This is a genomic window from Streptomyces sp. NPDC048411 (assembly GCF_040704695.1).
GTDB lineage: Bacteria > Actinomycetota > Actinomycetes > Streptomycetales > Streptomycetaceae > Streptomyces.
The window spans coordinates 1-15,744 of sequence record NZ_JBEZKL010000059.1 but is presented as its reverse complement, the minus strand read 5'-3'; the positions used below and the strand labels follow the sequence as shown (position 1 = coordinate 15,744).

General features: G+C 70.6%; 12 protein-coding genes. 2 read left to right on the top strand and 10 right to left on the bottom strand.

Translation table 11 applies throughout. The annotated features are described in order from the left end of the window. Positions 1-17 precede the first annotated feature (17 nt). The 3 genes from AB0915_RS21320 to AB0915_RS21310 form a co-directional block, all read right to left on the bottom strand. The gene (locus tag AB0915_RS21320) at positions 18-1,493 is read right to left on the bottom strand and encodes an MFS transporter (RefSeq protein WP_366692580.1); all 1,476 of its coding nucleotides are present in this window, start codon (positions 1,491-1,493) and stop codon (positions 18-20) included. A 290-nt stretch (positions 1,494-1,783) separates the two neighbouring features. Then, entirely contained in the window at positions 1,784-2,299 is a 516-nt protein-coding gene (locus AB0915_RS21315; protein WP_366692579.1) for a DUF1269 domain-containing protein, read from the bottom strand. Between the two features lie 97 nt (positions 2,300-2,396). After that, positions 2,397-2,525, bottom strand: a complete 129-nt coding sequence (locus tag AB0915_RS21310; RefSeq protein WP_366692578.1) for a hypothetical protein — start codon at positions 2,523-2,525, stop codon at positions 2,397-2,399. Between the two features lie 249 nt (positions 2,526-2,774). On the opposite strand from AB0915_RS21310, the gene AB0915_RS21305 reads away from it, so the two are divergent. Further along, positions 2,775-6,464: a S8 family serine peptidase gene (locus AB0915_RS21305; RefSeq protein ID WP_366692577.1), complete on the top strand. Its 3,690-nt coding sequence runs from the start codon at positions 2,775-2,777 to the stop codon at positions 6,462-6,464. A 240-nt stretch (positions 6,465-6,704) separates the two neighbouring features. On the opposite strand, the gene AB0915_RS21300 is transcribed toward AB0915_RS21305, so the two are convergent. Together AB0915_RS21300 and AB0915_RS21295 are read right to left on the bottom strand one after the other, a co-directional pair. Then, complete coding sequence (locus tag AB0915_RS21300) at positions 6,705-6,953, bottom strand: DUF397 domain-containing protein (protein ID WP_366692576.1); 249 nt, start codon at positions 6,951-6,953, stop codon at positions 6,705-6,707. Further along, positions 6,950-7,765 (bottom strand): helix-turn-helix transcriptional regulator, encoded by an 816-nt coding sequence (locus tag AB0915_RS21295; RefSeq protein WP_366692575.1) that lies wholly within the window; start codon positions 7,763-7,765, stop codon positions 6,950-6,952. Before AB0915_RS21295 ends, AB0915_RS21300 begins: the two co-directional genes overlap by 4 nt. Positions 7,766-7,849: 84 nt before the next feature. On the opposite strand from AB0915_RS21295, the gene AB0915_RS21290 reads away from it, so the two are divergent. Next, positions 7,850-8,257, top strand: a complete 408-nt coding sequence (locus AB0915_RS21290) for a hypothetical protein (RefSeq protein WP_366692574.1) — start codon at positions 7,850-7,852, stop codon at positions 8,255-8,257. Between the two features lie 204 nt (positions 8,258-8,461). Here the strand turns inward: AB0915_RS21290 and AB0915_RS21285 are convergent, their stop codons facing one another. The 5 genes from AB0915_RS21285 to AB0915_RS21265 form a co-directional block, all read right to left on the bottom strand. Next, positions 8,462-9,127 (bottom strand): hypothetical protein, encoded by a 666-nt coding sequence (locus AB0915_RS21285; protein ID WP_366692573.1) that lies wholly within the window; start codon positions 9,125-9,127, stop codon positions 8,462-8,464. Between the two features lie 53 nt (positions 9,128-9,180). Next, positions 9,181-11,517, bottom strand: coding sequence for a hypothetical protein (locus AB0915_RS21280; RefSeq protein ID WP_366692572.1), 2,337 nt, complete (start codon positions 11,515-11,517; stop codon positions 9,181-9,183). Between the two features lie 18 nt (positions 11,518-11,535). Next, on the bottom strand, positions 11,536-11,964 hold the full coding sequence (locus AB0915_RS21275; protein WP_366692571.1) for a hypothetical protein: 429 nt from the start codon (positions 11,962-11,964) through the stop codon (positions 11,536-11,538). A 697-nt stretch (positions 11,965-12,661) separates the two neighbouring features. Beyond that, complete coding sequence (locus AB0915_RS21270; RefSeq protein ID WP_366692570.1) at positions 12,662-14,989, bottom strand: molybdopterin cofactor-binding domain-containing protein; 2,328 nt, start codon at positions 14,987-14,989, stop codon at positions 12,662-12,664. Then, positions 14,986-15,744: (2Fe-2S)-binding protein (locus AB0915_RS21265; RefSeq protein WP_366692569.1), on the bottom strand; the 759-nt coding region annotated here is incomplete at its 5' end. The genes AB0915_RS21270 and AB0915_RS21265, both read right to left, overlap by 4 nt.

Here is a 15,744-nt window from a genome sequence, read left to right as displayed (position 1 = left end):
CGTGGTACCACGCGGTACTACGCCTTTTCCCGCACCCGGCCGGCGACCCACGCCCCCACCAGCGCCACCCCCGCCATCGGCAGGAAGACCACCGCGAAGGCCCCCGGATGGGACCCGGCAGCCCCTGCCTCCGCCGCCGCGTGCACGGCCCCCACCGCACCTCCGCCGAGCGCGGCGAAGGCCGCCCCGCCCGCGGCCAGCAACAGGACGTTCGACAGCCCGTCGGAGATCTGGAGAGCGGCCGAATTCGCCCCCGCCTCCTCCGGCGCCGACAGCTTCAGCAGCAGCACACTCGTCGATGCGATCACCATGCCCATGCCGAAACACCCGAAGGCCCAGGCCACGGCCACGGTCCAGACCGGCACCGAGTCGATCAGCACGGACGGCGCGGCCGCGATCGCCGCGGCGACCAGCACCATGCCGCCCACCATCAAGCGCTCCCGGTACGGCTCCAGGCGCGGCCGGGACTGTACGTACGAACCGAGCGCCCAGGTCCCGCCCCCGGCCGCGAGCGAGAGCCCGGCCATCGTCGGGCTCAGCCCGCGCTGGGTCACCAGCATCAGCGGTACGAACGACTCGGCGGCGATGAATGAACCGGCCGCCACCCCGCGCAGCAGCACCACCGAGGGCAACCCACGCGCCGCCCGGCCGGTACCCGGGGGCAACAACCCCCGCACGGCGGGAACGAGCAGAGCGACGCCCACGGCGGCCGGAAGCAGCGCGAACCAGTTCCGCTCCTGCCCGGCGTACTGGAGCAGCCCCGCCCCCAGCGAGACCCCGAGCGCGAGCACGATGCGGCGCCGGTCGTACGGCTCGACGGGTGCCGCCGGATCGGCCGGCCCCGACGCCCGGCGCCGGATCGCGGGCAGCGCGAGCGCCAGCGGGAACACCACGAGCACGGGGATGCCGATGAAGACCCACCGCCACCCCAGGTGCTCGGTCACGCTCCCGGCGGCGAGCGGCCCGACGACGGACGGGATCACCCAGCTCGCCGCGAACGCGGCCATGATCGACGGCCGCAGCTGCTCCGGATAGGCCCGGCTGATCACCACGTACAACGCCACGATCACCAGCCCGCCGCCGAGCCCCTGCACGGCCCGCCCGGCGATGAACATCCACATGCTGCCCGCCGTACCCGACAGCAGCAGCCCGGCCCCGAACGCACTGATCCCGGTGGCGAGCGGCGCCAGCGGCCCGCGCCGGTCCGCCCACTGCCCGGACAGGACCATGGCGAACAGGCTGGTGGTGAAGTACGCGGAGAACGCGAACGCGTAGAGCGGGATGCCGTGCAACTCACGGGCGGCGACCGGCATCGCGGTCCCCACGGCGGTCGCCTCAAAGGCGATCAGGAAGACGACGGAGACGATGCCGATGCTGAGCGCCCGATAGGTCCGGCCGAGCACCCCTTCGGATTCGGCGGGCGTGACCGGTATCGCCGCTTCGACGGCGGTGCCGGCATCGGTACCGGCGTCTCGTGGTTCCAGGGCACTCATGAGCCCAAGAGTAAGGGCCAAGATCTTATGTGGCCCCTGTCGCGAGACGGTCCGCCACTCGTCCGTCGGTCGTAGGACCGCGGAGCCGATCGTGAACGGAACATGGCAGTCGCGTTGCGGCCCGGCCCGCGGCGGTCGGCGACGTCCTCGGGTACCGGCTTGGATTCGCCGAGTTCGACAAGGACGGCGTACCTCCGCGGGGAACCTGATCTGCACCGGGTCCCCCCATACGAAAGGCGACCACCCTGCGCGCGGCGCGGGCAGTCGCCTTCTCTCGTATGGTCCGGAGATCAGGAGGCGGTCGTCGGCTCTGCCTTGAACCCTTCCTTCATCATTTCCCGCAGGTGCGCCTCGTCCTCGTTGCTGAGCGAGGTCTGCACGAGCTGACCGCCGAACTTGACGATCTCGGGGACGACCTTGTCGCGGACGGACTTCTTGACGAGCACGAAGACGGCGGCGGCGCCGGGCCGGAGATTGGTGCTGAGTTCCTTCATGAAGTCGTCGTTGACACCGGTGTCGATGGCGGACCCTCCGGCAGCGCCGGCCGCGGCGCCCACCGCGGCACCGAGGAACGGCACGAGGAAGAGCAGCCCGATGACGCTCCCCCACAGCGCGCCGCCCGCGGCACCGGCACCCACGTGGCTGACGGCCTGATGCAGCTTGATCTTGCCGTCCTTCTCACGCCGCTCGACGACGACGATGTCCTCCAACTCGACGAGGTGCTCGCGGTTCATGGACAGCAACTTGTCCCGGACCTGGTTGGCGGTGGCGAGATCGTCGTAGGCGATGACGAAAAGATTGCTCATGCGACTGACTCCTCCTCAAGGTGCCTTACCGTACCAACCATAGGGGAAGTATCACTAAATAAGACATAAGGTCTGTAGTGTCGGCGCTGCGATCGGTTCAGCTCTCCACCATCCGCACCCGCCCCAGCCCCGCGAGGACCGTGTCGACCGTCTGCTCCACGCTCTGCCCGGTCGTGTTCGACCAGAGCCCGATCCGCGGCATCTCCTCCCGCGGCACCCGGTCCAACGCCTCGACCGTCCACCCGGCCCCGTAACCGCTCCCGGCCCCGATCCGCGCGCCACCCGACTCGTTGCGACGCCTGACTCATTGCGACGCCCGACCGGCATACGGTTGCCAACAGGGCTGCAGCTACTGGCGGTTGGCCGCCATTACACATACCCGCCACGCCCGACAGGCTTCAACTCCCGTCCCACGGCCCAGACTCACCGCGACGCCCGGAACCACCTCTTCCCCCGGGCGTCCGAGGAGTGCGTCGTGATCAGACCTTCCGCAGGAGGAAGAGCCGCCCTGCTCGCCGCAGGGCTCTCCCTGGTGCTGCTCTCAGCAGGGCAGACCGCCGCCGCGTCCGATACCGCTCCAGACACCGCGTCCGTACCGGCCACCTTCACCGGGGCCCAGGGCGCGAGCACCACCGTCACCCTCATCACCGGTGACCGCGTCACCCTCACCGACCTCGGCGGCGACCGGAAGACCGTCACCGTCGACCGGGCCAAGGGCGCCACCGGGGCCGTCCGCAACGAGACCGTGAACGGCAGGGTCACCGTCATACCCGACGAGGCCCGCCCCTACCTGGAGGCCGGTGTCCTCGACCGGCGGCTCTTCGACGTCACCGGCCTCGTCGAGCAGGGCATCACCGGCGATCTGCCGCTGATCGTGACGCACGGCAAGGGTGCCCGCACCGCCGTCGCCCCGCGCGGCACCAAGACCGTCCGGGCCCTGCCCAGCATCGGCGGCGCGGCCTTACGAACAACCGAACCAGCAGCCTTCTGGCGCGAGTTCACCGACTCCGCCCGCCCCGGCGCCCGCTCGGCCGGTGCCGTGAAGGTCTGGCTCGACGCCCGGGTCAAGTCCGCCATGGCCGACTCCAACGCCCAGATCGGCACCCCCAAGGCATGGGAGGCCGGCCTCACCGGCAAGGGCGTCAAGGTCGCCGTACTCGACACCGGCGCCGACCTCTCCCACCCCGACCTCGCCGGACGGGTCGCCGAGACCAGGTCCTTCATCGAGGGCCAGGAGGTCGCCGACCGCAACGGCCACGGCACCCATGTCACCTCCACCGTCGGCGGCAGCGGCGCGGGCTCCGCGGGCAAGGAGCAGGGCGTCGCCCCCGGCGCCACCCTCGCCGTCGGCAAGGTCCTCAGCGACCAGGGCTTCGGCTCGGAGTCGCAGATCATCGCCGGCATGGAGTGGGCCGCCCGGGACATCGACGCGAAGATCGTCTCGATGAGCCTCGGTTCCAGCGAGGCCAGCGACGGCACCGACCCCATGGCCCAGGCGGTGAACACCCTCTCCGCCGAGACCGGCGCCCTCTTCGTCATCGCCGCCGGCAACTCCGGCGCCCCGGGCTCCATCGGCTCCCCCGGCGCCGCCGACTCCGCGCTCACCGTCGGCGCCGTCGACTCCGCCGACCGCGCCGCCTACTTCTCCAGCCAGGGCCCCCGCTACGGCGACCAGGCCCTCAAGCCCGACATCTCCGCCCCCGGTGTCGCCATTCTCGCCGCCCGCTCCCAGCTCGTCAGCGGCAGCGGCCTCTACACCTCCAAGAGCGGTACGTCGATGGCGACCCCGCATGTCGCGGGCGTCGCCGCGCTCCTCGCCGAGCGGCACCCCGACTGGACCGGCGCCCAGCTCAAGAACGCCCTCATGTCCAGCTCCAAGACGCTCACCGCGTCCTCGTACGCCCTCGGCGCGGGCCGGGTCGACGTGGCTGCCGCGATCTCCGCGAACGTCACCGCCACCGGCTCCGCCGACCTGGGCTTCTACTCCTGGCCGTACGAGACGAACAAGCCCGTGACGAAGACCGTCACATACACCAACTCCTCCGACGCGCCCGTCGAGCTGAACCTGGCCGTCGAGGGCATGCCGGAGGGCACCGCCGCCCTCGCCGACACCACCCTCACCGTCCCGGCCCACGGCACCGCGCAGACCACCGTCACCGGCGACGGCGCCAAGGCCCCCGCCGGCACCACCTCCGGCCGCATCACCGCCACCTCCGGCGGCACGCCCGTCGCGCACACCGCGCTCGGCCTGGTCAAGGAGGAGGAACGCTACAACCTCACCATCCATGTCAAGGACCGCGACGGCGCCCCCACCCCCGCCTGGCTCGTGGTGCAGCACCTGGTAGCGGACGAAGACCCGTTCCCGGCGGCCGTCGGCGAGTCCGGCACCGTCCAACTGCGCCTGAAGCCCGGCACGTACACCGTCGACACCTTCCTCGACGTCCGCGGCTCGCACGGCAAGGACTCCCTCGGCCTCGGCTTCCTCACCGATCCGGAGATCGTCCTCGACCGCGACCGCGAGATCACCCTCGACGGGCGCCAACTGCGTGAGATCCGCGCCGAGGTCGACAAGCGCACCGAGACCCGGCAGCTCCTGATGGAGTTCGACCGCAAGGCCAACGGGGCCTCCTTCGGCGGCGCCGTCCAGGTCCCGCCGAAGTACGACTCGGTCTTCGCCGCGCCCACCACCAAGCCCGCCACCGGCTCCTTCGAGTACCGGACGGTCTGGCGGCTCGGCAAGCCGTTGCTCGAGGCCGCCGCGGGCGGCGTCCAGCTCTCCGACGCCACCCCGCAGCGCGGCACCACCCTCCTCGAAGGCCGCCACCGCCTCGGCGTCGTCGACGCGGGCACCGGCACCGCCGCGGAGTACGCCGGCAAGGACGTCACCGGCAAGGCGGTCCTGGTCCGCCGCACCGAGGGCGCCGACACCCAGCAGCTCGCCCAGACCGCCCAGGACGCCGGCGCCAAGGCCCTGTTCGTCACCGACGACAAGCCCGGCCGGCTGATGGCCTCGTTCGGCACCGCCGACGGCGAGGAACGGCCGCTCGCCGTCGCCACCGTGAACGCGGCCGACGCCGCCAGGCTCGCGGCCGCCGCGGCCCGCGGGAAGGCTCTCGACCTGACGGGCACCCGCTTCACCCCGTACACCTACGACCTCTCCGAGGGGCACCCCGGCGCCATCGGCACGGACCTCGTCTTCCGGCCCGGCAAGGACGAACTCGCCACGATCCACTCGAAGTACTACATGCCGACGGCCAAGAAGGAGCTCGGCGGCGAGTTCCGCTTCTCGATCACCGACACCTTCCGGTACGGCTTCGGCTTCAAGGAGTGGATCGTCTTCCCGACCGAGCGCACCGAGTACGTCTCCACCGGCACCGGCCAGCGCTGGCACGAGTCCGTCGACCTGGGGCAGAACTCGCTCGAGGAGCGCGGCGGCCTCCCGTCCTACCGGGGCGGCAGCAAGGTCGACCTGGAGTGGTTCAAGCCGGTCTGGCACCCGTGGCTCGGCACCGGCCTCGGCTGGGGTCAGCAGCGCGCCGGCAACGACCTGCAGTTCAACACGCCCGGCTGGGGCGACTCCGGACCGGACCACACCGGCTTCGGCGACGTGTGGAACGACCCGACGGTGAGTCAGTACACCGAGGTGTACGTCAACGGCGAGCGGGTCGACCGCAGGAAGAGCTCCGGCGCCTACGCCCGGAAGGCCCCCGCCGAGGAGGCCACCTACAAGGTCGTCACCGACACCACGCTCGACCCGGACCGCTGGCGGCTCGGCACCAAGGGCCACTCCGAGTGGACCATCCGCTCCAAGGAGACCCCGGCCGACCGGTGGACCGTCCTGCCGCTGATCAACCTCGGCTTCGACCTCGACACCGACCTCGTCGGCGACGCCCGGGGCGGCAGCCGGGTGCCCGTACGGATCTACGGCGAGTACGTGAAGGGCGCGCCGGACACCGGTGTCCTCAACAGCGGCTCCCTGGAGGTCTCCTACGACGAGGGGGCGACCTGGACGAACGTCGCGCTGAGCTCGTCGCGCGACGCCTCCTGGAATGGTGAGCTGCGCGTCCCGAGCGGCGCGAAGTCCGTCTCGCTGCGGGCGGGCGTGAGCGACGACCGGGGCGGCTCGGTGAAGCAGGAGCTCATCCGCGCGGTGGGCGTGCGCTGACCATCCCGCGTACGACGCACAGTTCGACCAGGTCCTGGGGCGCGGCCGGAGCTGTCCGGCCGTCCCCGGGACCTGGTCCGCTCGCATCGTGGCCTCGCACAAAGGGCCGTAGTTACCGGGACTTGCGAACGCTCGGCCTGTTCCATGTGGAGCGCAGGCAGGCTCCCGCACGGCCGGCTCGATGGCTTCCGGCGAACTCCTGGCTGCCGGAGTCGGCGGCAGCGCGAAGCAATCCCGAGGTCATCCCGCGACGGCACCCGCCAGGAAAGCGGTCCAGGCGGCCGGGGCGACGGCGAAGGTGGGGCCGTCGGTGACCTTCGAGTCGCGGACGTGGATGGTGTGGAGGCAGGTGGCGACCTCGACGCAGGCTTCGCCCTCGTTGCCGCTGTAGCTGGACTTGCGCCAGTCGTAGGCGACTTCGACGCAGGCGCCACCCTCGTTGTTGCTGTAGCTGGACGTGAACCAGGAGAGCTCGGGACCGGTGGTCACAGTTGCCTCGCCTTCGTTTCGATGATCTCAGCCGACTTCCAGGGGGTGAGCGCCTGGGCCCGCAGGATGCCGAAGAGGTCGAACGTGTCACCCACGTGCTCCGGCCTGGAGATCAACCTATCGCCGCCCTGGCTCTCCGCGAAGACCAGATTGCGGCCTTCCGCCGTACACATCAACTGCATCGGCCCGTTCAACCCCGCGTGCGTGTGCTGATCCGACGGCATCACCTGCACCGTCAGGTGGTTCATCCGCCGCATGCACTCCAGCAGATGCAGCAACTGCTCCTTCAACACCTCAGCGCCACCGAGCGTCCGGCCCAGGATCGACTCCTCGACGACGAACCCGACGTAGGGCGGAGGCTTGCGCATCAGCACGGCCTGTCGTTCCAGCCGAGCCTCGACGTGCCGGACGATCTCGTCCTCGGTGTACGCGGGTTTGCGCGCCCGGTACAGGGCGTACGCGTACGCCTCCGTCTGGAGCAGCCCCGGGATCAGCATCGTCTCGTACGCGCTGATGACCCGCGCCTGCCGCTCCAGCCGCGCCCAGTCCAGGAACTTCGCCGGGTACTTCTCCTCGTCGATCAGCTCGATGCACGCCTTCAGCGCACCGTCCGCGACGAACACCCGGTCCGCGTCGGCCAGCAGCTCCAGCGACGGAATGCGCTCCGCCCGCTCGACCGCGCCCATCAGCGACTCCGAGATCAACAGCTGGTCCGCCGCGTCCTTCTGCGTGAGCCCGGCCCGCACCCGGTGGATACGGATCAGTTCGCCCACGAGCCGCCGGACCTGCGACGGCTCACCACTCGCCCCCACAGCCACCACCTCCCTCCCCAGATCGCGTCGATGTGGACCGTGCCCTCCTGGTCACGCTATGCAGCGGCCTGGACGCTTGGGGTCATGACGAGTAAAAAACGCCCCGAATGGGTACCCGCCGCAGGCCTCCAACTCCACCTGACCGGCATCCACTTCGACGCCATCCGGTTGCGGGGCGTACGGGGCGAGGCAGTGCTGCAGCACCTCGGGACGCTCACCGAAGGCGAACCGGGCCCGGTCGTACGGGAGGTCGCGGGCGCCCGGTGGACGTACTTCCTGATCCCGCCCGGGTCGAGCAAGGAGTACGACTGGCCGCCGGGCGCCACGTGCTTCGGGCCGGCCGCCCGGGACCAGGACGTGGGAATCCCCGCACCGGACGGCAACACGTACCCGCTGAGCTGGCGGTGCGGGGCACCACGGCAAGGGGAGTTCGTGGACGTGGAGTTGCTGTACGGGCTGGTGATGGCGCAGTTGGCGCCGGAGGAGGGGTGAGCCGGGCGCGGGTAGGGGAGGTGACCGTCAGCTGCCGGTCCTTCCGCGGAATGCGTCCATGGTCATGGTTCGGCGGCGCTCAGCACATCGGGGATCCGGTCCCCGGTGGGCGACAGGGCGGTGCGCCGGGCGGGCGGAAGGCCGAAGCGGAAACGGCCGCCCCCACCGTGCGGGGGCGGCCGTTTCGCTGTACCGGCGGCCGGTTCACACCGGGTCCAGGGAGGGTTTCGCCTTCAGCCCTCCGTTGTTCTCGCAGCCCAGTTGCTTCGCCATGGCCAGGGCGAAGGAGTGGGCGACGGTCGCGTAGGCGTCCTTCAGTGCCTCGGGGTCGCCCTCGGGTTCCTTGGGCATGCCCCCACGCTCGACGCCGATGTCGATATGGGCCGGGCCGGAACCGGGCACCTTTCCGCTGCGGCAGGCGAACCGGAGGAACGCGCCGTCCGGCGCGGCCAGCGCCCGCTCCCCCATGTCCAGCACGCTGAACTTCGCCGCCGGATCGTCCACGGGTGCGCTGCTGAACAGCTGCCAGGTGATACGGAGCTCGTCCCGGGCCGTGTACACGCGGCAGACCTCCCCGTCACCGGTGGCGGAGGACGTGAACCTCTCAGTCAGCTCCTTCGCGGCATGGGCGACCGTGGATGTCTCGCCCGACGCCTCGAACCGCGAGGACCCGGTGATCGTCTTCAGCGCCTCGGCCGCGCCTGGGGACACGGCGGAACCACCGCAGAGGGCGCCGGCTGCCACCGTCGCGTCCGGCTCTTTCACGGCCCCGTCGCCCCCTCCCGAGCAGCCCGCGGCCCCGAGGAGTAGGGAGCCGGTCAGGGCCGCCCCGCGGAGGCCCGTACGCCGGGTCCTACGACTGATCACCATCTGCCTCCTTCTGTGTTCATCGGCACTCCCGGTCATCGGCCCTCCCACCGGGCTCAGCCGGTCTCCGGGTCGTTGCCCTGCTGGTTCTCGCGGTCGTTGCCCGTCGCGTAGCCGATCCTCATGGACTCCTTCAGGTCCTGTCCGAACTCGCTGTCGGGGGTCACGCCGTGCTGCCGCATGAACTCCTCCATCGGGGACTCGGCCAGGCTCTCGCCCGCAGAGTAAACCTTGGTCTTCTCCTCCCGGGTGAGCTCCTCGACCTTCTCCTTGTGCTCGTCCACGGAGTTATCGGCGATGTCGCCGACCACCTGGCCGATGACCTGTTCGAGGCCACCAGCGGCCGTGTCGGTGGCCAGCGGGATGAGGACCGCCGCCGTGCCCACGGCCGCGGTCGCGGGCAGGAAGGCGACGCCCGCGGCCACACCGGCCACGGCACCGAATTCGACCCACCCCGCCCGCTTGGCCACCGCCTTCTCGTAGTCCTCGTGGGTCTTGAGGTTCGTGGCCTCGACCTGGTCGGCCCGGGACTGATCGAGCATGCCCTGCACCTCGGAACCCGTGTGCACGGTCGCCCTGGCCGCGCCGGTGTCGATCTTCCCGTCGGCGCCCACCTGGCCTTCCAGCACGCTGCGGGTGTAGACCTGCTCCGCCGCCGACACCGTCGCGTAGGCGTCCGGGTGCTGGCCCAGGGTGCTGAGGAAGCCCCGGACGACGCTCCGGCCGTTCTCGTCCTGGGTGTCCGCGAAGTCGAGGTGGCCGTCCGGGTTCTTGCCCGGCGCGAAGGGGCTGTTCGCGTCGTTCTTCTCCAGCGCCCAGTTGATGTCGTCGATGTAGCCGGCGCCCATGGTGCCCAGGCTGTCGGCCATCGCCTCGTGCTCCTTGAGCAGGCCGGCGTCCGCTCCGTACTTCTCTATGACCTGCTGCATGACCGCGGCGTTGTCCGCGTCCCGCACCACGCCCGCGTCCGGGTCCCCGGCCGGGTAGCCGAGGGTCGCGGCCTCCAGGGCGTGACCCAAGGCGTCGGGCATCTGGTCGAGCGATGCCTTGAGCTCGTCCTGGTCGAGGGAGTTGACGTCCGGGAAGGACTCCCACTTCTCGTTCCCGAAGAAGTCGAGGTAGTTGTCGATCCCCTTGCCGAGGTCGGCCTTGGCACCGTGGTTGACCGTGCCGTCCTCGTTGTACGCGGTCGGCTCGTCGGTGAAGAACTTCTTCGCCGCCTCCGGGCTGTTGCCGAGTGCCTCCAGCATGGCGGTGGCCGGGTCGTAGCCCGCCCCGTTCACACCGGATGGGTTGAACGGGTTCTTGAACGGGCTGTTCACCATCTTGTTGTCGGCGAACATGTACGGGTCCTTCTGGTGCAGCTGCGCCACGTGCTCGGCGATCGGGTTGAGAAACTTCGCGTCGTAGTTCCCGTACCGCATGATCCCGCCAAGCAGCTGGTAGCCGAACGGCCCGTTGTAGTCGTGCTTCGCGAGCGGGATGCGTTCCGTGCCCATCTTGCGCAGCTCGGGCCCCCACTTCTCGGTGAACTCCTTGTCGTGGGAGGCGGTGGCCAGGTTGAGGCCCAGGTTCTTCTGGAGTTCCTGGACGTCCTTGAGCCGCTGCTTGTCCACCTTGCCGTACTCGTACGTGTCCGTGGAGAGCTGTCCGAAGAACGTCAGCGACTTCTCCGGGCCGAGCTTCTCGTAGAAGGACTTCGAGAACTCCACGGAATTACTGTTGTCCTTCAGCAGTTCGTTGAGGGCCTGGAGTTCGGTGTGCGTGATGTCGCGGCCCTTGGCGGCCAGTGCGGCGGCCCGGTGGGCCTCCTCCTGGTCCATCTTCGTGAACTTCGGGGCGCTGAAGTCCTTGCGGTCGGTGACGTCCGCTTCGAGGGAGTTCTTGAAGGAGACGTCGGTGTCGTTGCAGTTTTCGACGATCAGGTCGATCTTCTTCTGCCAGGCGGCGATGTTCTCCTTCTGCTGCCGCAGCAGTTCGGGGTAGTCGGGGTCGTGGGCCCGCTGGGCGGGAGGGATGTCCTCGACCGGATGGCGGGCGCTGACCTTGCCCGCGCCGTCCACCTTGATCCCGGCCGCGGGTCCTTCGTGGTCCCGGATGTTGATCAGGTCGTCCATGGCCTTCTTGATGGCCGCGTGACCCTCTTCGAGGATCATCTTCACGCCCTTGGCCTCGGCTGCGGCGTCCGCGAACTCCCTGGCCGTCTTGGTGACGAACGCCTTGGTGACCCCCGCGTTGAGGCCCTCCCACTCCGCCTTGTCCGACTTGACCTTCATCCCGTCGGCGGCGTCGGTGGCCAGCTTCTCCAAGTCGCCGGCCATCTTGGCCCAGTCGTCCGCTGCGGCCTTCAGTTTCGCCACCGGGGCGTCGACTATGTCCTCGTACTTGAGCATGCCCGGAGTCCCCCGACCCTACTTCATGTATTCCGTGAGCTTGGAGATCGGCGCCAGATCTCCCTCGACCTTCACTTCGTCTTTCGCGTGCTGGGCCTTCGTGTAATCCAGGTGATTCGAAATGTGCGCCAAAGAATCCAGCAGCGTCTTCAGGTGGGTCTTCCAGTTGTCGTGCACCTTGAGCACCGCCGAACCGCTCGCGAAGTTACCGTTGGTCAGCGCGATCGCCGCGTCGAACGTGGCGGGCCGGGCGTGGTCGCCCTGCTTCGACAACCGCACCCGCAGGTCGTAGGCGTCATTCCCGATGGCGCCGAGGGAGTCCCGGTTGACCACCAGATCGGCGGACCCGCCACCCCCTCCCTCGGCCGGAACGCTGTTGATCTGCATGGCACTCCGGCGCGCGGCCGCCGCATCGCGCAGCTGGGCCCATTCCTCGTCGAACGACACGAACTCCCCCACATAGTTCCCTGCTGGCCGGCCTGTCCGAAGAATGCGGCCACCGACCCGACAACCGTATCGGTTTCTCCTCCACGGGGCCGCTGTACGGGCTCGCACAGCCCAGCCCTCCCCGGAGGAGGGTTCACACCTGCTGGGCACAGTCTTCTCCTTGCCGAAGTCCACGTACGTCGTGCTGCTGGTCCGGCCGTCGCGCGTCGACTTGAGCTTCAGCAGACACGCCGGCGTCGCCGAAGCCACCTGCTCGCTCCGGCACGATCACCCCTGGCGGCGGGAATGCCGGCTTCTCCTGGCTGTCCATCTGCGATGCCGAGAACGCGTACGACTGCGCCAGCTTCCGCATCTCCCCCGCCGCCTGGTACAGGGCCCGGGTGGTCCGCATCCCTGCGGGCACCGCGCGTATCGCCTCGGTGAACGAGCCGCGTGGGATCGCGACCGGACCTCGTGCCGGCGGCACGAGGGGCCGGCTGTCATACGTCTGCGGACGCCGGACCGTTGACGGGCGTCGTCACCGCGACGCGCATCGCTCCGGTGGACGGTGCGATCGTGCCCTCTTCGGGGTGGTGGGCGACGACGGCGGGGGTGCCCCTCGCCTCCGCCTCCGACCGCTCCCCCCGGCTCCAACTCGCCCTGGGACGTCTCCGGGTTGCCTCCGCAACCCGGAGCACACCATCCGTGCAGGGAGGGCTCAGGACTTGGGGGCCGCCACCGCCGCCTGGGGCCTGATCGGGAGGCGGTTGATCGGGCGGCCGGTGGCGGCTCGTACTGCTGCGGCCACTGCTGCGGGGGAGGTCACCACCGGGACCGCCGAGGCCGGCTTGGCGCCGAACGGGGCCACCACGTCTCGTTCTTCGACAAGCTTGACGATGCGAATGTCGGGGGCGTCAAGGGAAGTGGGGAGGGCGTAACCCGTGAGGTCGGGGTGGCGGATCACGCCGCGGGTCGTGCGGAGGTTCTCCGTCAGGGCTGCGCCGATGCCCTGGGTGACACCTGCTTCGATACGGGTCACCAGTTGGGACGGGTTGAGGATCCGGCCCACGTCCTGGGCCACGGCCATCTCGACCACGCGGATCGACCCGAGTTCGATGTCGACGTCCACGACCGCGCGGATCGCGCAGAAGGCGAGGCCGACGAACGCGTCGCCCTGGCCGGACTCGTCGAGCGGCTCGGTCGGGTGGGGGCGGCACTGGGCGGTGGCCCAGAGTTCCTTGCCGTCCATCGCCTCCGTGACCGTCGTGGACAGCACCCCGTCGTACGAGGTGATCTTGCCGTCCGTGATCTGGAGCAGCTCGGTGGACATGCCGAACTTGTGTGCCAGGGGCTGGAGGAGCTGGGTGCGGACCATCTTGGCGGCGCGTTCCACCGCTCCGGCGGAGACCCAGGTGTGGCGGCCGTGCGTGGACGGGCCCGCCGGGGGCTGGTCGGTGTCGACCGCGGCCACGTGGACCTCTTCGATGCCCAGGGTCTCCTGGACGACCTGGCGGGCCAGGGTGCTGAAGCCCTGGCCGGTTTCGACCGCGGCGCAGATGACCGTGGCGACGCCGTCGTGGACCCTGACCGTGGCGGTGGAGACCTCGTCCGCGCCTTCGGCTCCGAGCATGTGGACCATGCCGAGTGCGTAGCCGACGCCCCGGCGTACGGCACCGGGTTCGCCTGCGCCCTCCGGGCCGCCGGGAAGCAGCCAGCCGTCCTCCGGGGAGTCCTTGGGGAGCGCGGGGAGCGGAAAGTCCCGGACCGCATGCAGGAGTTCGGCCACGGGGGCGGGGCACGTCACCGTCTGGCCGGTCGGGAGGATGTCGCCGGTCGAGAGCGAGTTACGGAGGCGGAGTTCGGCCGGGTCGACGCCGAGTTTGGTGGCCAGCTTGTCCATCTGGCCCTCGTACGCCGCGCAGACCTGCATGGCGCCCTCGCCGCGCACATGGCCGGACGGCGGGTTGTTCGTACGGACCGCCCAGCCCTCGATGAAGGCGTGCGGGACGACGTACGGACCGCAGGCGAACGCGACCGCGGCGGCCAGGGACTCGGACGAGGCGTCGGCGTACGCGCCCGCGTCGAGGAGGATCTGTGCCTCGACCTTGACCAGCCTGCCTTCCGCGTCCGCGTGGTGGCGGTAGCGGAGCAGCGTCGGGTGGCGGTGGGCGTGGCCGAGGAAGGACTCCTCGCGGGTGGCGGCCAGTTTGACCGGGCAGCCGGTGCGCAGGGCGAGCAGGCCGAGCGGGAGCTGGAAGCCCGGGTCCTCGCGGTCGCCGGTCGCGCCGGGAACGCCGGTGACGACGATCTTCACCCGGTCCGGTTCGAGGCCGAAGCAGGCGGCGGCGAGGTCGCGGTCGGTGTGCGGGTCGGTGGAGGCGGTGTAGATCTCCACACCGCCGTCGGGGCGCGGCACGGCGAGGCCGGCCTCGGCGCCGATCGGGGCGGGGTCCTGGCGGCCGATGCGGTACAGGCCCTCGACGATGACGTCGCCCGTGACCTCCGGGTCGCCGTAGCACAGCGGGATGTGGCGGATGAGGTTGCCGTCGGGATGCAGGGGCTCTGCGGCGAACGCCTTCTCCGGGTCGGTGACCGGTTCGAGGACCTCGTACTCGACGACGATCGCCGCCGCGGCGAGTCGGGCCGTGTCGGGGTGGTCGGCGGCGACCGCGGCGATCGGTTCGCCGTGATGGCGGACCAGTTCGGAGGCGAAGACGGGGCGGTCGACGACCCGGCGTCCGTACGCCCCGTCGCCGGGGACGTCCTCGTGGGTGACGACCGCACGTACGCCGGGCATCCCCGCGGCGCCCGTGGTGTCGATGGACAGGATGCGGGCGTGCGGGTGCGGGGAACGGAGCACGGCCGCCCAGAGCAGTCCCTCGGCCCAGAGGTCGGCCGCGTACGGGAACGTGCCCTCGGTCTTGGCACGGGTGTCGGCGGGCGGCAGCGAGGCGCCGATGCCGAGTACGGGCGGCTCGGCGCCGGGGCCGTCCACCGGCGGGATGGTGAGCGCCGTGTGGGTGGCGGTGGCTGCGTCGTTGCTCACGCCATGCCTCCGTCCTGCAGATGGGGCTGGACACTACCGGCACCCGGCGCCGCCTGGTGCGGGATGCGGGCCTCGGCGGAATGCGCATCCGCGGACGCGGTGGCGGCGCCGGGCTCCGTGGCGGCCTCGGCGCTCGCCTCGCGGCCCGCGATGACCTCGTTGACGGCGTCCATGACGCCGCGGTAGCCGGAGCAGCGGCAGAGGTTGCCGCAGAGCGCCTGGCGGGTCTCCAGTTCGCTGGGGGCGTGGTTGCCCTCCAGCAGGTCGTGGATGGTCATGGCCATGCCGGGGATGCAGAAGCCGCACTGGACGGCGCCGCAGTCGGCCAGGGCGCGCTGCACGTCGGACGGCTCGCCGTCGACGGCCAGGCCCTCGACCGTACGGACCTCGCTGCCCGCCGCGGTGGCCGCGGGGACCATGCAGGAGGCGACGAGGCGGCCGTCGACCTGGACGCTGCAGGCACCGCACTCGCCCTGCGAGCAGCCGTCCTTGGCTCCGGCGAGGCCGAGGCGCTCGCGGAGCACGTAGAGCAGGGACTCGCCGATCCAGGCGTCAGTGACGGGGCGATCGGCGCCGTTCACACGCAGGACGTAGGAGGCGGAGGGGTGCTCGCTGGGGGTGTCGGGGGGCGTGTCGAGGGGGGCGTCGAAGGCGCTGTCGTGAGGGGGGTCGAAGGCGCTGTCGTGAGGGGGGTCGAAGGCGCTGTCGTGAGGGGGGTCGAAGGCGCTGTCGTGAGGGGGGTCGAAGGCGCTGTC